At 47.9% G+C, this 21,811-nt stretch carries 23 protein-coding genes; 16 read left to right on the forward strand and 7 right to left on the reverse strand.

Annotated elements, in window-relative coordinates; all coding sequences use genetic code 11:
• Positions 1-301: 301 nt before the first annotated feature.
• On the reverse strand, positions 302-1,360 hold the full coding sequence (gene mnmH, locus H8K43_RS17635; protein WP_186905080.1) for a tRNA 2-selenouridine(34) synthase MnmH: 1,059 nt from the start codon (positions 1,358-1,360) through the stop codon (positions 302-304).
• 6 nt (positions 1,361-1,366) lie between these two features.
• Complete coding sequence (locus H8K43_RS17640; protein WP_230404087.1) at positions 1,367-1,942, reverse strand: arylesterase; 576 nt, start codon at positions 1,940-1,942, stop codon at positions 1,367-1,369.
• Between the two features lie 64 nt (positions 1,943-2,006).
• On the opposite strand from H8K43_RS17640, the gene H8K43_RS17645 reads away from it, so the two are divergent.
• Positions 2,007-2,702 (forward strand): ABC transporter ATP-binding protein, encoded by a 696-nt coding sequence (locus H8K43_RS17645; protein WP_186905082.1) that lies wholly within the window; start codon positions 2,007-2,009, stop codon positions 2,700-2,702.
• A gap of 7 nt (positions 2,703-2,709) precedes the next feature.
• Here H8K43_RS17645 and H8K43_RS17650 read toward each other — a convergent pair whose 3' ends face one another.
• The 5 genes from H8K43_RS17650 to H8K43_RS17670 all read right to left on the reverse strand — a co-directional run bounded on the left by H8K43_RS17650 (position 2,710) and on the right by H8K43_RS17670 (position 7,054).
• Positions 2,710-3,504, reverse strand: a complete 795-nt coding sequence (locus H8K43_RS17650; protein WP_186905083.1) for a UDP-2,3-diacylglucosamine diphosphatase — start codon at positions 3,502-3,504, stop codon at positions 2,710-2,712.
• Between the two features lie 3 nt (positions 3,505-3,507).
• Positions 3,508-3,996 carry a peptidylprolyl isomerase gene (locus H8K43_RS17655; protein WP_162020904.1) on the reverse strand — a complete coding sequence of 163 codons (489 nt, stop codon included), beginning with the start codon at positions 3,994-3,996 and terminating at the stop codon, positions 3,508-3,510.
• A 91-nt stretch (positions 3,997-4,087) separates the two neighbouring features.
• Complete coding sequence (locus H8K43_RS17660) at positions 4,088-4,747, reverse strand: peptidylprolyl isomerase (protein WP_186905084.1); 660 nt, start codon at positions 4,745-4,747, stop codon at positions 4,088-4,090.
• Positions 4,748-4,763: 16 nt separating this feature from the next.
• The gene (locus H8K43_RS17665) at positions 4,764-5,834 is read right to left on the reverse strand and encodes a L,D-transpeptidase family protein (protein ID WP_186905085.1); all 1,071 of its coding nucleotides are present in this window, start codon (positions 5,832-5,834) and stop codon (positions 4,764-4,766) included.
• Positions 5,835-6,031: 197 nt separating this feature from the next.
• On the reverse strand, positions 6,032-7,054 hold the full coding sequence (locus H8K43_RS17670; RefSeq protein WP_408058560.1) for a YybH family protein: 1,023 nt from the start codon (positions 7,052-7,054) through the stop codon (positions 6,032-6,034).
• Positions 7,055-7,493: 439 nt separating this feature from the next.
• Between H8K43_RS17670 and H8K43_RS17675 the strand changes: the two genes are divergently transcribed.
• The 15 genes from H8K43_RS17675 to cheD all read left to right on the forward strand — a co-directional run bounded on the left by H8K43_RS17675 (position 7,494) and on the right by cheD (position 21,794).
• The gene (locus H8K43_RS17675; RefSeq protein WP_162020899.1) at positions 7,494-8,468 is read left to right on the forward strand and encodes an acetyl-CoA carboxylase carboxyltransferase subunit alpha; all 975 of its coding nucleotides are present in this window, start codon (positions 7,494-7,496) and stop codon (positions 8,466-8,468) included.
• A gap of 92 nt (positions 8,469-8,560) precedes the next feature.
• Positions 8,561-9,880: a tRNA lysidine(34) synthetase TilS gene (tilS, locus tag H8K43_RS17680; RefSeq protein ID WP_408058562.1), complete on the forward strand. Its 1,320-nt coding sequence runs from the start codon at positions 8,561-8,563 to the stop codon at positions 9,878-9,880.
• Positions 9,865-10,578, forward strand: a complete 714-nt coding sequence (gene dnaQ, locus H8K43_RS17685; protein ID WP_186905088.1) for a DNA polymerase III subunit epsilon — start codon at positions 9,865-9,867, stop codon at positions 10,576-10,578. Before tilS ends, dnaQ begins: the two co-directional genes overlap by 16 nt.
• Before the next feature lie 597 nt (positions 10,579-11,175).
• A complete protein-coding gene (gene flhD, locus H8K43_RS17690; protein ID WP_162020895.1) occupies positions 11,176-11,493 on the forward strand; it encodes a flagellar transcriptional regulator FlhD in 318 nt (105 codons plus the stop codon).
• 32 nt (positions 11,494-11,525) lie between these two features.
• Positions 11,526-12,074: a flagellar transcriptional regulator FlhC gene (gene flhC, locus H8K43_RS17695; RefSeq protein WP_186905089.1), complete on the forward strand. Its 549-nt coding sequence runs from the start codon at positions 11,526-11,528 to the stop codon at positions 12,072-12,074.
• A gap of 18 nt (positions 12,075-12,092) precedes the next feature.
• Positions 12,093-12,902 carry a class I SAM-dependent methyltransferase gene (locus H8K43_RS17700; protein WP_186905090.1) on the forward strand — a complete coding sequence of 270 codons (810 nt, stop codon included), beginning with the start codon at positions 12,093-12,095 and terminating at the stop codon, positions 12,900-12,902.
• Positions 12,903-13,047: 145 nt separating this feature from the next.
• Positions 13,048-13,908 (forward strand): flagellar motor stator protein MotA, encoded by an 861-nt coding sequence (gene motA / locus H8K43_RS17705; RefSeq protein ID WP_186905091.1) that lies wholly within the window; start codon positions 13,048-13,050, stop codon positions 13,906-13,908.
• 24 nt (positions 13,909-13,932) lie between these two features.
• The gene (gene motB, locus H8K43_RS17710) at positions 13,933-14,862 is read left to right on the forward strand and encodes a flagellar motor protein MotB (protein WP_186905092.1); all 930 of its coding nucleotides are present in this window, start codon (positions 13,933-13,935) and stop codon (positions 14,860-14,862) included.
• A 49-nt stretch (positions 14,863-14,911) separates the two neighbouring features.
• Complete coding sequence (locus H8K43_RS17715) at positions 14,912-15,460, forward strand: chemotaxis protein (protein WP_162020890.1); 549 nt, start codon at positions 14,912-14,914, stop codon at positions 15,458-15,460.
• 51 nt (positions 15,461-15,511) lie between these two features.
• The gene (locus H8K43_RS17720; RefSeq protein ID WP_162020889.1) at positions 15,512-15,877 is read left to right on the forward strand and encodes a response regulator; all 366 of its coding nucleotides are present in this window, start codon (positions 15,512-15,514) and stop codon (positions 15,875-15,877) included.
• A gap of 43 nt (positions 15,878-15,920) precedes the next feature.
• Complete coding sequence (cheA, locus tag H8K43_RS17725; RefSeq protein ID WP_186905093.1) at positions 15,921-17,969, forward strand: chemotaxis protein CheA; 2,049 nt, start codon at positions 15,921-15,923, stop codon at positions 17,967-17,969.
• A 37-nt stretch (positions 17,970-18,006) separates the two neighbouring features.
• A complete protein-coding gene (locus tag H8K43_RS17730) occupies positions 18,007-18,522 on the forward strand; it encodes a chemotaxis protein CheW (protein WP_186905130.1) in 516 nt (171 codons plus the stop codon).
• Positions 18,523-18,570: 48 nt separating this feature from the next.
• Positions 18,571-20,271, forward strand: coding sequence for a methyl-accepting chemotaxis protein (locus H8K43_RS17735; RefSeq protein WP_186905094.1), 1,701 nt, complete (start codon positions 18,571-18,573; stop codon positions 20,269-20,271).
• A gap of 33 nt (positions 20,272-20,304) precedes the next feature.
• Complete coding sequence (locus H8K43_RS17740; RefSeq protein ID WP_186905095.1) at positions 20,305-21,192, forward strand: CheR family methyltransferase; 888 nt, start codon at positions 20,305-20,307, stop codon at positions 21,190-21,192.
• The gene (gene cheD, locus H8K43_RS17745) at positions 21,189-21,794 is read left to right on the forward strand and encodes a chemoreceptor glutamine deamidase CheD (protein WP_186880480.1); all 606 of its coding nucleotides are present in this window, start codon (positions 21,189-21,191) and stop codon (positions 21,792-21,794) included. Before H8K43_RS17740 ends, cheD begins: the two co-directional genes overlap by 4 nt.
• Positions 21,795-21,811: the final 17 nt, after the last annotated feature.

The following is a 21,811-nucleotide window of genomic DNA, read 5'->3' on the forward strand; positions in this document are numbered from 1 at the left end:
GTCACCGCCGGACCGGAAATGCTGAGCGCACGCGGGTGGTGGAAGCGTTGGGGCATGATGGGGCTCCTGGATGGGAAACAGAAATGAATGCCTGTCATTAAGCGACAATTGCTAATTGTCAATAAATTAATGACTTTTGTATATTAATTGAGTTTCTAAGCTGGCAGCGCAGCGCTGCGCGCTAACTGACAATTGTTTGCAATTAAGGAAACGTTGATTTGCGAGGCGCGCCTGGTACCAAGGGATAGGTACCTGGCATGCTCATTGAGGAGCGAGTGGAAAGAGATGGATGGAGAATCGCCTATTGGCTGAGTATCAGTCTTGTCGTCTCTTGCATAGCCTCGGGTGTCAGATCATGCAGGCGGACGGTCTGCGCGCTTGCGAACTGTTTAAAGTTGCTATTGATGGATTTCAGATAGGCAGGATCATAGTGTTCACGTAACAGACTGAGTACCAGTGCGTCGAGTTGTTCACTTCTGACCAACTGCTTCCATGCATTGATTTTGTCATTGCCATGCAATTGGGATAAATAGCCTAGTTGTTCGATGAGCCGCTCAGGCTGAGACTGGAAATGCGCATATTCCTCTTTGAGCAGACTGACCCGATGCGGCATATCTAGCTCCAGTGTCGTACAGGGCGCAGCACGCATGGCTTCCATCAGTTGTTCCGGCACCCGTAAATTGCCTACTTTTTTGCTTTCAGCTTCGACATAGACGCGTTTGGACGGATCAAATTGTGTGAGTGCAGACCAGATGTGGCTTTCAAATTGTTTTTGTGATGGTTGCTGCGTACCTGGTGTCAGACCCAGTACCGATCCCTTATGGCAGGCGAGTTGTTCCAGGTCCAGCACCTGTGCGCCTTCCTTGCAGAGTGCAGTCAGCATGCGGCTTTTTCCACTGCCGGTGGTGCCACAAATCACATGCCAATTTATCGCTTGTGCCAGAGTGGGCAGGTGTTCGTTTACATGCTGCCGGTAGGCCTTATAGCCACCTTGTAGTTGAGCGACCGGCCAGCCTATCTTAGAAAAAATATGGGCCATAGAGCCGCTGCGATTGCCACCGCGCCAGCAGTAAATCAAAGGCCGCCATTCGCGTGGCTTATCCTGAAACAGGGTTTGCAAATACTGTGCGATGTTGGCCGCGACCAGTGCTGCACCCAGCCGCTTTGCTTCAAAGGAGCCAACTTGTTTATACATAGTGCCAACCTGAATACGCTGCACATCATCCAGCACAGGGCAGTTGATGGCACCGGGCAGATGGTCCTCGGCAAATTCAGATTCACTGCGCGCATCGATGATGCAATCGAACTGACTTAGATCCGCGGCGATGTCATTGAACTGGATGAGTTCTGGATATTTCATGGGTGCTTATTTGAGTAAGGGGGAAAGAAGCGGCCATACATTGCCTAGCATGATGGGCTGTGCCTGTGCAGTCGGGTGTATGCGGTCGGCCTGAAACATAGCAGGCTGATCTGCAAATCCTTCAAATATAAATGGGACCAGTGGTACTTTTTCGTCCTTGCTGATGGATTTGAACATGGCAGCAAAACTTTTACTGTAGTCAGGTCCGTAATTCGGTGGAATCTGGATGCCGGTCAACAGCACTTTGGCGTTGGCCTTTTTTGCGCTAGTGACGATGTACAGCAGATTTTCCCTGCTTGCTTGCAGTGATAAGCCGCGCAGGGCATCATTGCCGCCTAATTCTATGATCACAATCTGTGGCTGGTGTTTGCTGAGTAAATCCTGAATTCTGCTTTTGCCGCCTATGGTGGTTTCGCCGCTGATGCTGGCGTTGAAGACCTTGAAAGTATGGCCGTTGGTCTCCAGTTTATTCTCCAGCAGTTTGACCCAGCCCTGGCCGCGTACCAGCCCATATTCGGCTGAGATACTATCGCCCAGCACCAGGATGGTTTTTGCGGCAGAATGCGCAGTGCCAGTCAGCATGAGCAGGCTTACAATGATCAGTCTGCACACCGATCTACAATTTAATTTCCAGGCAATAGACAGCATGAATAGTCCTAATACGATAAACAAAGGCGGGCAATTGGCTCTTGAGGTCGTTCAGCTCCGCAAAGAGGTGGAAGATGCGACCGGCAAGCTTTCTATACTTCAGGGTATCGATTTTACAGTGCAAGCGGGTGAGACGCTTGCTATCGTTGGCGCTTCTGGCTCAGGTAAGTCAACTTTGCTCGGCATACTGGCCGGGCTGGACTTGCCGACTTCCGGTAAGCTGGCATTGCAGGGCGTGGATTTGTTTGCACTGACTGAGGATCAGCGCGCCAAGTTTCGTAAGGAGCATGTGGGTTTCGTGTTCCAGTCTTTTCAGTTGCTGATGCATTTGAATGCCTTGGAAAATGTGATGCTCCCCCTGGAATTGCGTGGCGATAAAGATGCGCGTAGTAAAGCGGAGCAGATGCTGAAGCAGGTGGGACTTGGAGAGCGTTTGCGCCATTATCCTAAATATCTGTCCGGTGGTGAGCAGCAGCGAGTCGCGCTGGCACGCGCATTTGTGACAGAACCCGCGTTATTGTTTGCGGATGAACCGACCGGCAGTCTGGATACGCAAACCGGGGAAGCCATTATGCAGCTTATGTTCAGGCTGAATCAAGAGCGCGGTTCTACGCTGATACTGGTGACTCATGATATGGCGATGGCTGCGCGCTGCGACCGCATACTGACGATACAGGCTGGCCGTATCGTCTGATTCGGCTTTATTTTGGCAGCTTGTCCAGCGTACAGCGCGTAAAGACACCTGCCGCATCGATTTCCAGCCAGCCACCGCGAGCCTGATCGTTGTCGCAATCCCAGTCCGGTAGCACGATACGTTGACGTAGCCCGTCGCTATGTAAGGCGGGGCGATGGGTATGACCATGGATCAGTGTCGGAGCCTTAAATTGTGCGAACAGGGCATCAACCGCGCCTAAATTGACGTCCATAATTTCTGAGGTTTTTTCAGCCTGCTGCATACGGCTTTGCGCGCGCATGCCTTGCACTATCTGTTTTCTTTGCTCCAGCGGCTGACTCAGAAATTGTGCTTGCCAGGCTGGCTGGCGCACCATACTCCTAAACTGCATGTAGGCGAGGTCATCAGTGCACAGTGCATCGCCATGGGTCAGAATGATGTGCTGACCCGCGATGTGTACTTCGCAAGGATCGCTAAGCAATTGCATGCCGGTATACGCAGCGAAAGCGTCACCCAGTAAAAAATCACGGTTACCTGCTATCCAAAAAACCTGGATACCCGCTACAGTCAAGGCTTTGAGCGCATCAGCGACCGCCAGATGATAGGGATCACTCAGGTCATCGTCGCCGACCCAGTATTCAAACATATCACCCAACAGATAGACCTGTTTGGCAAATCTGGTTCTGTGGGTGAATAACTGCAGTAAGCTCGCAGTCGTTTGTGGCAGCGCAGGAGTCAGATGTACGTCAGAAACAAACAACGCAACCAGATCTGGTTGCGTTGCTGGTGTTCCGTCTCCTGATGCTTTGGATCCGGCTGTCATTGATCAGATGATTTCTGCTTTTTGGATCACGACATCTTCAACTGGCACATCGGCAAACATGCCGGAACGCGTAGTTTTAACGGCTTTGATTTTGTCGACGACTTCAGTACCTTCAGTTACTTTGCCGAATACACAGTAGCCCCAGCCATCCTGGCCTGGGTAGTCGAGGAAGGAATTGTTGCTGGTGTTGATGAAGAACTGAGCGGATGCAGAGTGCGGTGCACTGGTACGTGCCATTGCAATCGTGTACAAGGCATTTTTCAAGCCGTTGTTTGCTTCATTTTCGATAGGCGCCTGGGTGTCTTTTTGCTTCATGCCAGGCTCAAAACCGCCGCCTTGTATCATAAAGCCGTCAATCACGCGATGGAAAATCGTGCCGGCATAGTGACCGGATTCAACGTAGGAGAGGAAGTTGGCAACAGTTTTCGGTGCTTTTTCAGCATCGAGTTCGATCGTGATGTTGCCATGGTTCGTAGTCAGAAGAACGGCCATAATTGTCCTTAGTTGGGTAAATAATCTGGTGGTTAATCGGGTGATCAATCGCGTGATTGATCGGTTGATTAATTAGGTGATGAAAAGAAAGTTATTTTATTACAGTAGCGGATTCTATGATGATGTCTTTTTTCGGGACATTTTGCATCATGTGGGAATCACCGGTTTCTACGGCTTTGATTTTTTCCACGACATCCATGCCTTTGATAACTTTACCGAATGGTGTGTAGCCTGCCGTGGCCAGTAATGCCTTGGCTCTCGGTGCAACTGTGTTGTTGCCACGGTACAGGAATTCAACCGGATCACCGTCGGGCAGAATCTGATGATTCAGGAAGTCATTGTCTTTGACATTGATATAAAACTGCGCCGTGGCTGAGTTTGGATCTTCAGTGCGCGCCATTGCGATGGTGCCCACATCATTTTTCAAGCCCTTTTCCAGCGCAGCGCGAGCCTCCAGTGGGATGGGTTTGCGGGTAGGCTTTTCTTTGAAATTTTTATCGTAGCCGCCACCTTGTATCATAAAGTTATTGATCACGCGGTGAAAAATCGTTCCTTTGTATTGGCCAGCTTTGACATATTTAAGGAAATTATCAACCGTGACCGGTGCTGCGTCCGGATAAAGCTCAACCACGATTTCGCCCATATTGGTTTTAAAGGCGACTTTGGGTAAATTTTCCGCAAATGCAGCTGGCGCGCTGAGTGCGGCAGTGACTGCAAACACCAAACTGATTTTTTTATAAAGCTGTTTCATGCTTATCTCCTGTACATCAGACATTTGTTTCGTAAATGATGCGCCATTTATTGGATTCTTTGATCCAATATTGACGCTTCCTGCTACTCATCTTTGACTTGCCGGAACTCAGTTCCATAGTAAAAGTAGAGACCAGCATCTCATCTTTACCCGGATAGCGGAAGTGGGTAATGTCCTTTAAGCGGACTATCGGTGCGGTCCAGCCTTCCCAGGATGGTCGTTGTTTGGCAAACCAGGCATTTAAATCTTCGCCTTGGACCGATTTGAAATTGCGCGAGTAATTGGCAAATATCCGGTTCGCATTCTGGCTTTCCAAATCCAGCCGCCAATCTTCCAGCAGTTTATTGGCTGATTGCCGTTCTTGCTGCCATTGCTGTGCTGAGATGAATTCCAGTTGTTCGGAAATGATGACCGGGGTTCTGCCTATGTCTATGCTAGCCGCGATGCGCAGAAAATCCGGGTTGGTCAATACAACGCAGCCGTCAGAAGCGAGTGGCGGGCGGCTGAAGTTAGCAGAAGGCATTCCATGCAGCCAGATGCCACTGCCACCTCTGCCATTCACCTTGTCCCATTCGTTAGGATAATTCAGTGGCAGTGCGCCTGGTCCATAAAAGTCAGGCAGCTTACTGCCAGATAATCTGCTGGTGATGTAATAAACGCCGATAGGTGTTTTCTGATCACCTTCTTTGAATTTATTGATACCGAACTTTCCCTGGCTGATGTAATGGTCGCTGACCAGCTTAGGCAAACCTGACTGATTATCATATACATAGAGACGGGAGCGTTTTGCATCGACCACTAAGGCCTGCTTCTGGTCTTCCTTGAGTTGAACTAATACCCTGGGAATCGCATCTGGTGCCGGGCGCTGCTGGTAAGCACGGATACGGGCCGCAGCCTCATCACGCAATTCCTTGAGCTTTTCTGGCTGGCTATTGGCCGCGCTGCCAAAGCCTTGCAGCGGGCGGGTATGCATCAACAGCAAATCACCGCGTATCAGATGCGCCAATTGAAAGTGCGGATAGGCCACAACCAGCTCATCAATTTTCTGTTGAGCGAGCGTGAGCTGATTGTTGGAGAGCGCCCGCATAGTTTCAATCAGTAACAGATCCGGGTTGGGTAAGCTTACTCCGGAAGGCGGTTCTATCGTGTCTGATTTTGTGCGACGAGCAGCATGCGCCTCATGCATGCCAGTTAGCAAAACAAGTGAGACTAAGAAAAAGGAAGCGACAGGGCGCAGCTTTACTCTCTTACTAAGTAAAGCATTTTTCAGTACTGCAGAAAACATCAGCTACCTGCGCGCTCCTGCTTGATCAGCCACTTGCCATCTTGTTTAGTCATGACAAGCACTTTGCGGCTATTCGCGGTCAGCCGGTCTGAGGTATAAATTTGGCGGAATTTGACAGTGGCAGAATTGCCGTCAACACTGACCTTAGCACTTTCTAATTTGACGTTGATGCGACCTTTGCCTTCAATTCTGCTGCGACGCTCTTCAGCCCAGGCTTTGCGACTTTCGCCTTTGGGGGTCTGGAAGTCTTTGGCATAGTGGGCTAAATAACTGTCAGTTTCCTGGTTACTCCATGCTTTCGCCCATTTTTCCACGGCGCGCATGACATCATCTTCATCCTTGTCCTGAGCAGGCGCTGCAGCGACAGCAGGTTTAGCTTTGGCGGGAGTGTTTTCTGCCTTAGCCGGTTCAGGATCGGCTTTTGCGACAACATGACTAGGTTTAGCCTGCGCGGCAGCTGTCACAGTAGTTGCCGGAGCCGGGTTGTTTCTAGGATTGGTGCCACCTGTGGTATTGCCAACCAAATTTTTCACTAAGGTCAGTTTTAGCTTGGCAGTTGCGTTACCAGAGTCCAGTTGCAGTGCCTTGTCGTAGGACTGACTGGCCAGTTTGGCATACACATCGCCCAGATTTTCATGCGCAGTGCCATAGGTTGGATTGGTGCGTATGGCCATCTCCAGGGCAGCACGCGCTTTGTCATATTGACCGGTTGCTGCGTAGAGTACGGCGAGATTATTGTAGGGCTCAGGTAACTCAGGATAATCATCGGTGAGTTTAGTGAATACAGTAATCGCCTCAGCTGACTTATTCATCTCTGTCAATATCAGGCCGCGCAGGAAGCGCATCTGCGCATCTTTGGGTTTGCTGGCCAATGCTGCATCGACTTTTTGCAAGGCTTCCGAGGTCTGCCCGGCACGCAGTAACTTACCGATGTCAGCGGCCTCATCGGCGCTGGCGGAAGAAGAGGCAAATGCCAAGACAAGGGATGATGTGACAAAAAGGCTTTTCAGTAGATGACGCATAGTGTTCTGGCTTGTAATCATTTTAGTAGTCTGAACGCAAAGGCTGTAATGCTAAACGGTAGCACACAAAATCACATCTTATCAAAGAAGTAGCCGGCATTGGGTGTTTCTGGAATTAATAAATTGAACACGTGCGGAACGTGGTAAATTTTAAAATCCCGTGAAATGCATGCAGAAGAGGGTAGATAGCAGAATCTCATTCCGAGGAAGTATTCTAAGCTGGACAGATAGCCTGTTTTTGATATTTAATCTTGTCCGTCTTACTGGATTCTGGTTCTTCAGTCTCTTTTAAGTAGCAAGTATATTAAGATTCATCCGCCTTTTTCTTGTCCTGATTGCTGAATTTGCCGCGCAATTTGTACGTGCGTCATGCTTGGTAGTAGTGATATATGCAGATGTTTCTTCGCATTTTTAACTCGTGTAGATTGAAGGAGGCACGATGACTAAAACGACATTCCTGAGTTTTGAGCAATCCATTGCAGAACTCGAAACAAAAATTGAAGAGCTGCGATTCGTTCAAGATGATTCTGCTGTAGATATTTCGGAAGAAATCGACAGATTGTCTAAGAAAAGTCAGATGTTGACCAAAGACATCTATGCTAAGTTGACTCCCTGGCAGGTTTCTCAGATATCCCGTCACCCGCAGCGTCCATATACGATGGACTATATCAATCAGATATTTACTGATTTTCATGAATTGCATGGCGACCGCAGTTTTGCTGACGACCAGTCCATCGTTGGTGGTCTGGCACGCTTCAACGGTCAGGCCTGTATGGTGATGGGACATCAAAAGGGTCGCGACACTAAAGAACGTGCTTTGCGCAATTTTGGTATGCCTAAGCCTGAAGGCTATCGTAAAGCCATGCGCCTCATGAAGCTGGCCGAAAAATTCGATATCCCGGTATTTACTTTCGTTGATACGACTGGTGCATGGCCTGGGATTGATGCGGAAGAGCGTGGTCAGTCCGAGGCGATTGGCCACAATCTGTATGTGATGGCTGAGCTGAAAGTACCTCTGATCACAACGATTATTGGTGAAGGTGGTTCCGGTGGTGCGCTGGCACTCGCAGTCGGTGACGCCGTGCTGATGCTGCAATATGCAACCTACTCGGTGATTTCTCCTGAGGGTTGTGCGTCCATATTATGGAAGACTTCTGACCGTGCCTCCGATGCTGCTGAAGCACTGGGCCTGACGGCACACCGTTTGAAAGCGATGGGTCTGATCGATAAAATTATCAATGAACCTTTGGGTGGTGCACACCGTGATCCTAAGCAAATGTGCGCACTGGTCAAGCGTGCTCTGGCGGATACCCTGCGCCAGTTCCAGGGCGTGAAAACCAAAGATTTGTTATCTGCCCGTCATGAGAAGCTCATGAGTTATGGTAAGTTTAAGGAAACTAAAGTTACTGAATGAAATCTGACAAGAATGAAATTGCGCTCAGACGCAAATTTTCGGATGTCCTAGGTTCTTGTCTTCAGAAAAGCAGTGCTAATCAAGCGCTCAGCCTGGCCGTCGCTTATAGCGGCGGTCTGGATTCCTCCGTATTGTTAAGCCTGGCCCATGCGTATAGTCGCCAGCACCAAATTCCTCTCTATGCCTTCCATGTTCATCATGGATTAAGTCCGAATGCAGACGATTGGCTTACGCATTGTGAGGCTAGGTGTGGCGAACTGGGAATTGCTTTTCATGCCATCAGAGTTAATGTGGATTTGACTTCCGGACTAGGGCTTGAGGCTGGGGCGCGCAAGGAAAGATATGCCGCGCTTGGTCAGCTTTGCATCACTCATCGTGTGAGTCATTTGATGACCGCACATCACCAGGATGATCAGGCGGAAACGATACTGATGCAAATGTTGCGCGGCTCTGGGCTGGCAGGACTGTCGGGTATGGATTTGTCTAATGTTGCGCCCGGGTTGCTGGGCGATCCGGCTTTGTTGATTGTCCGCCCTTTGCTTGAGGCCAGTCGTGAGGAGTTAGAGCAATTCCAGCGCCTGCATGCGCTTGCCTTCGTAGAAGATGAGTCAAATGCGGATGTGCGTTACCGCAGAAATGCGTTAAGACACAGAGTGATGCCTGTGCTTGAAGAAATTTACCCTGGCTTTGCTGCACGAATGTCGCGTGGTGCCAGGCATGTCAGTGCAGCACGGGATTTGATTGAGGAAATGGCAGCCTCGGACCTGATGCACTGTACGCAAGACGGCCAGTTGCTGGTTCCCAGGCTGGTGGCGCTGGGCGAAAGCCGGGCAGCCCATGTTTTCAGGCATTGGTTAAGTCAGCAAGGTGTGCGTCTGCCTTCGACGGCAAGACTGCAGGAAATGTTTAAGCAGCTTTTTTATGCAAAAACGGATGCGCGTATAGAAATTCATTGCGGCGAACATGTGCTGCACCGCTACCGGGCCGCGGTCTACCTGCGGCAAGTCGAGGGTAGCTTGTCTGGTTTGGATGAGGTCAGCTTCACCTGGAAAGGTGAATCCTGTTTGGCATTTCCGGCCTATGGTGGCGTATTGCATTTTAAAGCTGCAGAACAGGGAATTGCGTCCGAATGGTTGTCTCAGCAACCATTGGCTTTACATCTGCGCAGAGGAGGAGAGCGCATGAAACTGGCAATTGACAGGCCCACGCGTGATATGAAAAGTCATTTCCAGTCTTTGAATATACCTTTTTGGGTCAGGAGTGAATTACCATTTGTCTCTGCTGGGGCGGACTTAGTGTATGCCGCTCAGGTAGGTATGAATGCAAAGTTTTTTGATCAGAGTTCAACTGCAAAGATAAGTCTGCATTGGGTCTTTGATGAATCAGGGAAAAACGTATGGAACAACAATTAAGGCAAATTGTCCTTGATACCGAAACCACGGGCCTTAGTCCGCGTGATGGCAACCGTATTATCGAGATTGGTTGCGTTGAGTTAATTAATCGCAAACTTACTGGTAATAATTTTCACCAGTATATTAATCCTGAGCGCGATTCAGAAGAAGGTGCGCTCGCAGTGCATGGACTTACGACTGAGTTTTTATCGGATAAGCCTAAATTCGCGGAGATTTCGCAAGAGTTTTGCGAATACATCCGTGGCGCGGAAGTCGTTATTCATAATGCGCCATTCGACGTCGCATTTTTAAATGCAGAGTTCGCCAGAATCGGTCTGGGAAATTTTGCTGATCATGTCAGCCATGTCACTGATACCCTGGTTCAGGCGAAGGAATTGCACCCAGGGAAGCGAAACTCTCTCGATGCTTTGTGTGACCGCTATGACATTTCGAACTCGCATCGAAAGCTGCATGGCGCTTTGCTGGATGCGGAGTTACTGGCCGATGTTTTTCTGGCAATGTCACGTGGGCAAAACAGTTTTGCTATCGACATAGAAGAAGATGTTGTGCAAGTAGTTGTTGATTTGCCAGTCGAAGCACTTGAGACCGACGACATGGTGTGCATTGCAGCTGACGCGGCCGAATTAGATGAGCATGAAAAATTGTTGGCAGGTCTAGATAAGCAAGGCAAGCAGGATTGTTTGTGGCGCTTGCAATAAAGACCGTCTGTACCATTAGTTTTTCGCCTTTATGGACGGGATAATGTTGTCGTAAGTACTATGGAAGTGCCTCAAGACCTTTTAAGTGCCTCAGGAAAAAAGCTTCAAATGGCCATATTTAAAAATCGCAACTGAGCTAAGTTCAGTTGCGATTTTTTTATTTTCGAACCAAATTTCGTCACTCTCGCAAAATTTCCATCAAAAAAACGACAGTTGCCCTAAAGTTTTTTTATTCCCTGCCGTTATCAAATTGTAGGAAAAAATATTTAAAAATTTTTGCGATTAACCCTAAAGTTCTGGTTTTTAGTGCCGTTAATAGTAATAAGAGAAAAGAAAAAACTGTCTAATTTAAGCTAAGTCTTTGTTTTATCAGGGTTATTTTCTGTTTTCTTGCTAGTAGTTAAAAAATTCAATTTTTCTCTGTTTTAAACGAAATAGAGAATGTCTTACGTGCGTAGGTTAATTTCCTATGCGCGCATTTGTCATATTCTGTCCGTAAATATCTACTTTTGCCTATACCTCGGTTTTTTTCGTCCAAGCACAATGTGTCTCAACGGCAATGAACTTGTCTCGAAAAATGGACTGGAGGGTGCGGAAATGACACAGAACGATATGATGGCGGAAATTCGCGATGCAAACTTAAGCTACTTGATGCTTGCTCAGCAAATGATACGTGCTGATAAAGCGACTGCAATTTTCCGTTTGGGAATAGGTAAAGAAATTGCAGATTTAATTGAAGGTTTGAATAACTCTCAGATACTGAAGTTGGCTGGCTCTAATATGATGCTTGCCCGTTTCCGTTTCGAAGATAGCGCGATTCTCTGCATGTTGACCAATTACAACAAAGAACGTGCTTTGGCACACTCCCATGCAGCCATTCTGATGGCTGGTCAGCCAGTTGAAGAGATTCATTAATTTCTTTTTTAAAAACAAAGGGTGAGGCGAACATGGCGATCAAAAGTGTTGTAAATGAAGCTAATGAGATTCAGTTGGCAATAGAACTGGTTAAGTTGGGTGCACGCTTGCAATTGCTTGAGTCGGAAACTTCTTTGTCTCGCGAGCGCTTATTGAAGATTTACAAGGAGCTGAAGGGTGTTTCTCCTCCTAAGGGGATGCTGCCTTTTTCGACAGACTGGTTTGTGACCTGGCAGCCGAATATCCATTCGTCACTGTTCATGAATATCTACAAGTACCTCAATGAACACGCTGAAATCACCGGCATCGAGGCCGTTGTTAAGTCCTACAAGCTTTACCTGGAGCAGGTCGGCTGCATCAACCCTGATGATGCTTTGCTATCGTTGACGCGTGCCTGGACTTTGGTTCGATTTTTTGAGGGAAAAATGTTAACATTTGCCCGTTGTAGTGAATGTGGTGGTCATTTCGTTGCTCACTCACTTGATTTGCATGATCAGTATCGCTGTGGTCTGTGTCACGTCCCATCCCGTGCTGGCAAAACAAAAAAAGCGAAAGATGCGGAGATGGCGATGGTTGCCTGAGTTTAATTTGGAGGTGGGTTGCTTAAGTTTCGTTTTTTATTTGACTTGTTCAAGCTCACTCCGGATCGTCGGCCTGTCATTCCGGTGACGCTGGTCGCACTGTTGATTCAGCTGATTTGTTTCTTCCTTGTGCTGGTTTCAGTAAATCTGATACATCGCACGCTGAATGTCCCGATTTACCCCCTTTATTTTGTTATTGCACTTTCTTGCGCGGCGTCGCTGGCAGCCTGTATTCTGCGCTTGGACTGGTGGTGGTGCGTTATTGAGGCGTTATTCCCCTGGCTCGTTTGCTTGGCCACGTCTTTGCAGTTGAATCCCCAGCTCTATCTTATTCTCTTCTTGCTTTTGTTTGCCATCTGTGGCGCGACTTTGTTTAGTCGGGTACCTTACTATCCCTCACCTGAACGCGCAGTGGAAATGCTGGCGCAACAACTGAGTCCTGAAAAATCACTGGCCGTGCTGGATGTGGGGTCTGGTTTTGGCGGAGTGCTTTTTGGTTTAGCTGAAAAATTTCCGCGATTTAGATATGCCGGAATTGAGCTGGCTTTGTTCCCCTTCATCGTTAGCTGGTGCAGAGCGAAGTTAAGGCGCGAGACAAATGTTCGCATTCACTTTGGGAATTATGAAGAAATCGACTTGGCTGCTTTTGATGTGGTGTATGCCTATTTGTCGCCAGTGGTGATGTCAGACCTGTGGGGAAAAGTGCAGCAGGAAATGTTGCCTGGAACAATATTTATCAGTTATGAGTTTGTTGTTCATGGAAGAAAGCCGGATTTTGCAATACAGTGTGGATACGAGGAAATTTATTTATACGGCTGGAAAATGTGAATTTTAGTTTCTTGCTGTTGGTTTCTGGAAATTTTTTAGTTTTTCGCAAGAAATTCCCGCGTTTTTTCATGCTTCCTCTGGGTTGGACTGATATGATAAACGTAAGTGATTTATGCTTTGATTTTCCTTCAGGGAGTAATGTTCTGTGTTAGTCATCGTTGGCTATTTAGTTGTAATGGGGTCGGTGTTTGGCGGCTTCGTCATGTCAGGCGGCCACTTGGCCGTATTGTTTCAGCCACTTGAATTGTTAATGATTGGTGGTGCTGCAGTCGGTGCGTCGCTGGTTGGTAATAATGCCAAGAGTCTTAAGTCGACTCTCAAGGCCCTTCCTTCTGTGTTCAAAGGCTCTAAGTACACCAAGGCGCTGTACATGGAATTGATGACCATGATGTTTGATGTACTGACCAAGGTGCGAAAAGAAGGCTTGATGTCCATTGAGGGTGATATCGAGAAGCCTGACGACAGTCCTTTGTTCAGTAAGTATGGTTTGATCGTTCATGATCATCATCTGATGGAGTTTATCTGTGATTATCTGCGGCTGATGGTATCCGGAAATATGGACGCTTTTCAGATCGAAAACCTGATGGATAACGAACTCGAAACGCATCACCATGAAGCTGCTGTTCCGGCCCACTTTATCGCGAAGTTAGGTGATGGCTTGCCGGCATTCGGTATTGTTGCTGCGGTGATGGGGGTGGTGCATACGATGGAGTCAGTTGGTATTCCGCCCGCCGAGCTCGGGATTCTGATTGCTCACGCTTTGGTGGGGACATTTTTAGGTATTTTGCTTGCCTATGGTTTCGTTGGTCCTCTGGCAGGTTTGATGGAGCAACAAAATGATGAAGCCTCGAAAACCTTTCAGTGCATTAAGGTTACTTTACTTGCCAGTCTGAACGGGTATGCGCCAGCGTTGGCTGTCGAATTTGGTCGTAAAGTGCTTTATTCAACCGAAAGACCAACCTTTAGTGAGCTGGAAGAACATATTAAGCAGTCTAAATCAAAATAATAAAAAGTCTTCTGGGGTAGTGTGATGGCAAATGAGGAACTCAGGCCAATTATCGTCAAGCGTATTAAGAAAGCTGGCGGTGGTCATCATGGTGGTGCGTGGAAAATCGCCTACGCCGATTTTGTAACGGCAATGATGGCTTTTTTTCTGTTGATGTGGTTACTTGGGTCAACGGCAAAAGGAAATCTGCAGGGTATTGCTGAATATTTTCAGACCCCATTGAAAGTTGCGATGGCTGGCGGGGATGGTAGTGGTGACAGCTCGAGTGTGATCAAAGGTGGTGGTAAGGATCTCAGTTTGAGAGAAGGCCAGAACCGTAAAGGTGATATTGATTCACCTAAGAAAACTTACAACCTGCAGGCAGCGGAAGCAGCGCTCGCAAAAGAAGAGGCTGAGCGCCTGAAGAATCTCAAAGGAAAAATTGAGGCCGTGATTGAATCGAACCCAACCTTAAAGCAGTATAAAAAACAGTTGTTGCTGGACATTACGACCGAAGGTTTGCGTATTCAGATGGTGGACGAGCAGAACCGACCCATGTTTGCGTTGGCCAGGGCGGATCTGCAACCCTATACACGTGAAATTTTGCATGAGATTGGTAAGGCGCTCAATGAGGTGCCGAATCGCATCAGTTTATCCGGTCACACCGACGCAACGCCCTATGGCTTAGGTGAAAAGGGGTATAGCAACTGGGAACTGTCAGCGGATCGCGCTAATGCATCGCGCCGCGAATTGATTTACGGTGGTATGGACGAGTCTAAGGTGCTGCGCGTAGTAGGGCTGTCCTCATCAGTATTGTTTGATAAGCAGGATGCCTACAATCCGGTTAATCGAAGAATCAGCATCATCGTGATGAATAAAAAAGCAGAGGAGTCGGCATCTCAGGATGGTGGCTCAGTCGAAGTAACCAGTCAATCAGATTCAAAAGCAGAAGTGACAGTAAAAGGTACAAAGTAACCTTTAAGTTTGCATCGCTTGTTTATTTTACGCATACGGGATGCTCAAGATGTCCAAAGAGAAAATGCTCGGTCCCCAGGTAAAACAGCTGCTGTCAGGTGTCTCTGATCACAGCAGTGCCCATTTATCCGAGGTGGAAACGGACCTCGCCCAGACGGCTTTGTTACTGGGTGAGGCAATAGAAAAACTGGGTATCAGTTTCATGTCTCTGCACTCTGCGGTAATCAAAGAGCAGGATGAAATCAATCTGATCATTAACTCAGGTGCGGTGACTAATGAAAGTGTAGACCGTCTCAAGCTGATACAGAGTGAAATTGCCTCACATATCAATTCTGCTGTGACCTGCCTGCAGTTTCAGGATCTGACCAGTCAGCTTATATCCAGAACGATGCAGCGCTGTGAAGGCTTGCGTGAAGTGTTGGTGACCCTGGGTGTGGTTGGTGATGATATTTCCACTGAGTCTGAGAATGAGGATCTGGAATCCCTGCTCAAGGAAACAACGCAAAGACTTGATAAGCAGAGCGCAGATTTGCAGAGTTTGTTAAGGAAGGCAGTTCACCAGAAGCATCTGGATAGCGGTGATATTGAATTATTTTAATTTTGTGCGAAACCCAAGCTATTGGGCCTTTCATTCGTAGATGGAGTAATTATGGCCAAGACAATTTTAGCTGTTGACGATTCCGGATCGTTAAGACAAATGGTTGCATTCAGCCTCAAGGCTGCTGGCTATCAGGTAATTGAAGCCGTAGATGGACAGGACGGGCTGGAAAAAGCCCGAAATCAAGTCGTTGATCTGGTGCTGACTGACCAGAATATGCCACGCATGGACGGCTTGACTTTGATTAAATCTTTACGGGGACTTGCTACATATCAAAGAGTGCCTATTCTGATGCTCACCACCGAGTCGAGTGATGATATGAAAGCAAAGGGTCGTGCCGCCGGTGCCAATGGCTGGCTGGTCAAGCCTTTCGACCCGCAGAAGCTAACAGAAGTTGTGAAAAAAGTGATTGGCTAAGCCATGGCTTGTTTCGCATTAATGTAAATCTCGGAGTGTAATAATGACGATTGACATGAGTCAGTTTTTCCAGGTCTTCTTTGATGAAGCAGAAGAGCTTTTGGCCGAGAAGGAAAAATTGCTGCTTGCGGTCGATGTGGTTTCGCCAGATCCGGAAGATCTTAATGCCATTTTCCGGGCTGCGCATTCCATTAAGGGTGGAGCGTCCACCTTTGGTTTGAACGACATGACCGAAGTGACTCATGTCCTTGAGTCCCTGTTAGATAAAATCCGCAAAGGCGAAATGGCCTTAACCGCCGAACATGTGGATGCTTTTTTGTCGGCAAAAGATGTGCTCAAGATGCAGCTTGATGGGCATCGTTTGGGCTCACCGGTTGACCAGGATGCGGTGGCAGATGTCCGTATGCTGTTGCAATCCTTGTCCCAGGACGATGCTGCAGCACCGCCACCAAAACCAGCCTTGAGTCTGGCAGAGGACGAACACCAGAATACAACGTTTCATTCTGCATTCAGAATAGAGTTGCCTGTTGTAAGTGACGCCGACGCAAATGCACTCATGTCTGAGTTGGGACTATTAGGGAAAATCAGTAGTGAGCCTGACGCCAAGGATGGCATGGTATTGCATTTGCAAACCAATGAAGGCAAAGACGATATTATTTCTATCTGTTCTTTCATCTTAAATCCGGATTGCCTTAAAATTTCGGAAGAGGCGGTTGCCGCTCCCGCTGCCGAGGTGCAACTCAGTGAGGATGAACTGGGCTATGGTTTTTTTGAACCATTAGACGCAATGTTTCCGCCGCTCGAAGGTGAAACCACTGCTGCGACAAGTGCTGCAATGCCAGTGACACCACCAGTAATCGCCATGAGCAGCCCTAGCTCAGAAAAGAAAATAGCAGCCAAAAAAGAAATCGAAAAACCGGCTGCCAGCCAGGAATCCACCACGATCAGGGTTGGGATAGAAAAGGTTGATCAACTGATCAACCTGATCGGCGAACTGGTAATTACCCAGGCGATGCTGGAACAGCGCACCCAGCTTCTGGATCCGATTGAGAACGAACGACTGCTTAGCAGTGTTGCCCACCTGACGCGGAATACGCGTGACTTGCAGGAAGCCGTCATGTCGATTCGCATGATGCCGATGGACTACGTGTTCTCACGCTTCCCACGTATGGTGCGCGACCTGGCCAATAAGCTGGGTAAGAAAGTTGAGTTTGTTACCTATGGTGCTTCCACTGAACTAGATAAAGGTTTGATAGAGCGTATTGTTGATCCGCTTACTCACCTGGTCAGAAACAGTATCGATCATGGCATAGAAATGCCCGCTGCCCGTGTCAGTGCTGGTAAAACCGAAACCGGCCGCCTGTCCTTATCTGCGGTGCATCAGGGCGGCAATATCGTTATCGAAGTCAGTGACGATGGTGGTGGTTTGCATAGAGAAAAGATACTGGCGAAGGCAAAGCAGAATGGCTTGCCTGTCAGTGACAACATGACAGACCCCGAAGTGTGGCAGTTAATTTTTGCGCCAGGCTTCTCCACGGCGGATGTAGTGACAGACGTATCCGGTCGCGGCGTTGGTATGGATGTGGTCAAGCGCAATATCACAGCGATGGGCGGGGTGGTTGATATACGTTCAGCGCGCGGCTTTGGTACCACGATTACGATCTCCTTGCCACTCACACTCGCGATTTTGGATGGCATGTCGATTAAGCTGGGTGACGAAATTTACATACTTCCACTTGGCTACGTGGTCGAGTCCCTGCAGCCTGCACCAGACGATGTGAAAGAAGTCAATGGTAAAGGAAAAGTGATTAAGGTCAGGGACGAGTATCTGCAATTGGTTGCACTACATAAAAAATTTGCGCTTGAACCAAAATTCTTAGAACCATCCGACGGCATCGTCGTGATTGTTGAGGTTGATGGTAAAAAAGCTGCCTTGTTTGTCGATGATCTGGTCGGTCAGCAACAGGTTGTCGTAAAAAATATCGAATCGAATTATAAGAAAGTGCCTGGCATTTCCGGTGCAACCATCCTGGGGGATGGCGGTGTTGCCTTGATCCTGGATGTGCCAGCGTTACTCCGCTCTGGTAAATAATTAAAATTGACTACAAAGATTTTTTGAAGGACATATGATGACTCAAGCAACTCAATTTCAAAACGATGCAAACTCTTCGGACGAAGGCGCTTCGGTCGATATCGCCGGTCATGAGTTTTTGGCTTTTACTTTGGGAAATGAGGAGTATGGGATAGATATCCTGAAAGTACAGGAAATTCGTGGTTATGAAGCAGTGACCAGGATCGCTAATGCGCCGGAATTTCTGAAGGGTGTGATTAACCTGCGAGGCATCATTGTTCCTGTAGTCGATATGCGCATTAAGTTTAATCTTGGCACACCGTCCTACGATCAGTTTACTGTGGTGATTATCCTGAATATCGAGGGCAGAATTGTTGGTATGGTGGTTGACAGCGTGTCGGATGTAACCACGCTGATGCCTGGGCAGGTAAGACCTGCTCCGGAGATGGGTACTACATTTAGTACTGACTTTTTGATTGGCCTGGGCACGTTGGAGGATCGTATGTTGATCCTGGTTGATATCGATAAACTGATGTCTAGCCCTGAAATGGGGTTGGTCGATCACGTCAGCTAAATCTTTACTTGTCTAAATTAGAAAATCTTAAATGGCGAGGGGACTGCGATGAATTTGCGTAATCTTAGAATTGGTACACGTTTGGGGGCAGGTTTTGCCCTTATTCTTGGTGCTATCACTGTTGTGATGTTGATCGTGAATGCGATGAATGCATCAAGTCGTAAAGAGATGGCAGATAATCTGAGCGTTGCAAATCAAAAGCAATTGCTTGCGAATGCAATGAAGACCTCGGTGTATGAAGGTGGCATCGCGATGCGCAATATCGGCATTCAATCTGATGTCGGCGAAATGCAAAAAGAAGAAGGCAAGGTCAAGGCGCAAAGAAAACTGTATGAAGAATCAAAAGTAAAACTGGTCAGTCTTGGTTTATCTGAAGATGAAAAGAAAATTCTGGCTGAGGTAGCGAGAATAGATAAGGAAATCGAACAACCCTTTAAGGATGCTGTTGGGCAGGCATTGGCCTTCAATGGTGAAGGGGCGGTCAAGGTCATCACTTCGGTACTTGAGCCACTCAGTAGTAAATCGATACAGGAAATTAATAAGTTGGTTGACCTGCAAACTGTTGCTGCGCAAACGGAGTTTGAGACTGCAGCGCGCACTGGAACCAGACTTTCATATTTATTGTTCGTAGTCCTGGTCGCGTCTATCGCCTTCGGTGCATTCGTTGCGTGGATGCTAACCGCCAGCATTACTAAGCCATTGAGTGAGTCTTTGCAGCTCGCAGAAACTGTAGCAAGCGGTGATTTACGAAGCACGATAGAGGTTGAGGGCAGTGACGAAGTTGCGCAGTTATTGATTGCACTCAAAAATATGAATGACAATCTGGCTGCCACTGTCGGACAGGTCAGGACAGGTACTGAAACGATCACAGTAGCGGCACAAGAAATTGCCTCAGGAAATGCCGATTTGTCCCAGCGTACAGAGTCCCAGGCCAGCTCTCTGGAAGAAACTGCTTCTTCTATGGAGGAATTGACCAGCACGGTGAAACAGAATGCAGACAATGCACGCCAGGCGAATCAGCTGGTTGTATCTGCGACGAATGTGGCGGTAAAAGGCGGTGCTGTAGTCGGCCAGGTGGTCGAAACGATGGGATCGATTAAGGACAGCTCACGCAAGATAGTCGATATTATCGGTGTGATCGACGGTATCGCTTTTCAGACCAATATTCTGGCATTGAATGCTGCCGTTGAAGCCGCGCGTGCAGGTGAGCAAGGGCGTGGTTTTGCGGTTGTTGCTGCAGAGGTTAGAAATCTCGCACAACGCAGTGCCAGCGCTGCCAAGGAAATCAAGTCTTTGATTGGTGATTCGGTCGATAAAGTAGATCAGGGTAGTAAGCTGGTCGATGAAGCTGGTAAAACGATGGACGAGATTGTAACCAGTGTTCAGCATGTTGCGGACATCATGAGTGAAATTACTGCCGCCAGCCAGGAACAAAGTTCCGGTATTGAGCAGGTCAATCTTGCCATTACCCAGATGGATGAAATGACCCAGCAAAATGCTGCTTTGGTTGAGCAGGCTGCCGCCGCAGCTGAGAGTATGGAAGAGCAGTCAGTTTCGCTCGCACAGGCTGTCAGTGTATTTAAATTGAATACCGGCAATGCCATCAGCGCGTCGGCCAGACCTGTTGTGCGCGAGGCAAAAGTGCCGGCGCCAGCGAAAAAAGCGATACCTCAGGTGAGTGCAGAAGGTAATTCACCCAAAAAACTAACAAAAAATAGTGCTGACGATGACTCCTGGGAGGAGTTCTGAGTTTGCTCCTGACTAATTACCTGGGTGCGGAATATGACCGATAGAGTGAAATCAGAGTCCTCGAAAGAGTTTAACTTCAATTCGCGGGATTTTGATCGGGTACGTGAATTGATCTATAAGCGGGCTGGTATTTCTCTGGCAGATAGCAAGCAGGAGATGGTCTACAGCCGGTTGGCAAGGCGTTTGCGTGCGACGGGCCTGACTTCATTCACAGAATATCTGAATAAGCTAGAGGGTGATCACGATAGTCAGGAGTGGGAAGCGTTCACCAATGCACTGACCACTAATTTGACTTCTTTTTTCAGGGAGGAGCATCATTTTCCTATCCTTGCAGAGCACGTCAAGAAGTGTGCAACACCGGTCAGTATCTGGTGTTCAGCCAGTTCTACCGGTGAGGAACCCTATTCGATAGCAATGACTTTGTGTGAGGCATTTGGAACTATGCGTCCGCCAGCGCAGATTATTGCCACTGATATTGATACAAATGTTCTCAATACAGCAGCAAAAGGTGTTTATAACGCAGACCGTATTGAAAAAATGTCTCAGGAAAGAATCAGGAAGTTTTTTCTGAAGGGAAAAGGAGCGCAAGAAGGTTTGGTTCGCGTCAGGCAGGAACTGCGTGATCTGATCACGTTTAAGCAATTGAACTTGTTGGCAGATAGCTGGCCGGTCAGCGGTGAGTTTGACGCGATTTTTTGTCGCAATGTCATGATTTACTTTGATAAGCCAACTCAGGGGAAAATCCTGAAAAAATTTGCACCGCTGATGAAGTCGGATGCCTTGTTGTTTGCGGGGCATTCAGAAAACTTTTTATACGTTACTGATGAGCTGAAGTTGAAGGGAAAGACGGTTTACGAGCTGGCAAATTCCAGGACTGCCGGCCGGCCATCAGTAAGTCACCTGCATAAAGGTAGTTTATGAGCTTGAGCGAAGAGCATTTTGCAACCAATGTCTACTATGACCGCACATTTGATTGTGATGCTGCCAAGATATTGCCGGGTGAATTTTATTTCACCAACAAGGATATGCTGATTGTCACCGTGTTGGGCTCCTGTGTCTCAGCGTGTATTCGTGACCGGGTGTCGGGCGTGGGTGGAATGAACCACTTTATGTTGCCAGATACGGGCGGTGATGCCGATAATCCGGTGTCGGCCTCGATGCGCTATGGTACCTATGCGATGGAAGTGCTGATTAATGAGCTTCTGAAAGCTGGTGCCAAGAGAGAAAACATGGAGGCAAAGGTCTTTGGCGGCGGTAATGTCTTGCGCGGTTTTACAGCAATCAATGTTGGTGAGCGAAATGCTAAATTCGTTTTGGATTACCTGCGCGCAGAGAGAATGCGTGTGATTGCTGAAGATCTGAATGATATTTATCCTAGGAAAGTATATTTTTTTCCACGTACCGGCAAAGTACTTGTGAAAAAGCTGAAAGTCGAGCATAACGATACATTGAGAAAACGTGAACAGGATTACGCCAGCCGTCTCAAAACCACCTCTGTTGGTGGTGAGGTTGATTTGTTCTGAAATGATGGATGGTCGTG

Source organism: Cognatundibacterium curvum, from assembly GCF_014284235.1.
Classification (GTDB): domain Bacteria; phylum Pseudomonadota; class Gammaproteobacteria; order Burkholderiales; family Burkholderiaceae_D; genus Undibacterium; species Undibacterium curvum.

Coding starts and splice junctions, on each gene's coding strand:
- dnaQ (WP_186905088.1), top strand. CDS start 9,865: ATGGAACAACAATTAAGGCAAATTGTCCTTGATACCGAAACCACGGGC.
- cheA (WP_186905093.1), top strand. CDS start 15,921: ATGACGATTGACATGAGTCAGTTTTTCCAGGTCTTCTTTGATGAAGCA.
- mnmH (WP_186905080.1), bottom strand. CDS start 1,360: ATGAAATATCCAGAACTCATCCAGTTCAATGACATCGCCGCGGATCTA.
- H8K43_RS17720 (WP_162020889.1), top strand. CDS start 15,512: ATGGCCAAGACAATTTTAGCTGTTGACGATTCCGGATCGTTAAGACAA.
- H8K43_RS17655 (WP_162020904.1), bottom strand. CDS start 3,996: ATGGCCGTTCTTCTGACTACGAACCATGGCAACATCACGATCGAACTC.
- flhD (WP_162020895.1), top strand. CDS start 11,176: ATGACACAGAACGATATGATGGCGGAAATTCGCGATGCAAACTTAAGC.
- H8K43_RS17665 (WP_186905085.1), bottom strand. CDS start 5,834: ATGCGGGCGCTCTCCAACAATCAGCTCACGCTCGCTCAACAGAAAATT.
- motB (WP_186905092.1), top strand. CDS start 13,933: ATGGCAAATGAGGAACTCAGGCCAATTATCGTCAAGCGTATTAAGAAA.
- H8K43_RS17730 (WP_186905130.1), top strand. CDS start 18,007: ATGACTCAAGCAACTCAATTTCAAAACGATGCAAACTCTTCGGACGAA.
- H8K43_RS17740 (WP_186905095.1), top strand. CDS start 20,305: ATGACCGATAGAGTGAAATCAGAGTCCTCGAAAGAGTTTAACTTCAAT.
- cheD (WP_186880480.1), top strand. CDS start 21,189: ATGAGCTTGAGCGAAGAGCATTTTGCAACCAATGTCTACTATGACCGC.
- flhC (WP_186905089.1), top strand. CDS start 11,526: ATGGCGATCAAAAGTGTTGTAAATGAAGCTAATGAGATTCAGTTGGCA.
- H8K43_RS17640 (WP_230404087.1), bottom strand. CDS start 1,942: ATGCTGACTGGCACTGCGCATTCTGCCGCAAAAACCATCCTGGTGCTG.
- H8K43_RS17675 (WP_162020899.1), top strand. CDS start 7,494: ATGACTAAAACGACATTCCTGAGTTTTGAGCAATCCATTGCAGAACTC.
- H8K43_RS17660 (WP_186905084.1), bottom strand. CDS start 4,747: ATGAAACAGCTTTATAAAAAAATCAGTTTGGTGTTTGCAGTCACTGCC.
- H8K43_RS17715 (WP_162020890.1), top strand. CDS start 14,912: ATGTCCAAAGAGAAAATGCTCGGTCCCCAGGTAAAACAGCTGCTGTCA.
- H8K43_RS17670 (WP_408058560.1), bottom strand. CDS start 7,054: ATGCGTCATCTACTGAAAAGCCTTTTTGTCACATCATCCCTTGTCTTG.
- H8K43_RS17735 (WP_186905094.1), top strand. CDS start 18,571: ATGAATTTGCGTAATCTTAGAATTGGTACACGTTTGGGGGCAGGTTTT.
- H8K43_RS17645 (WP_186905082.1), top strand. CDS start 2,007: ATGAATAGTCCTAATACGATAAACAAAGGCGGGCAATTGGCTCTTGAG.
- H8K43_RS17650 (WP_186905083.1), bottom strand. CDS start 3,504: ATGACAGCCGGATCCAAAGCATCAGGAGACGGAACACCAGCAACGCAA.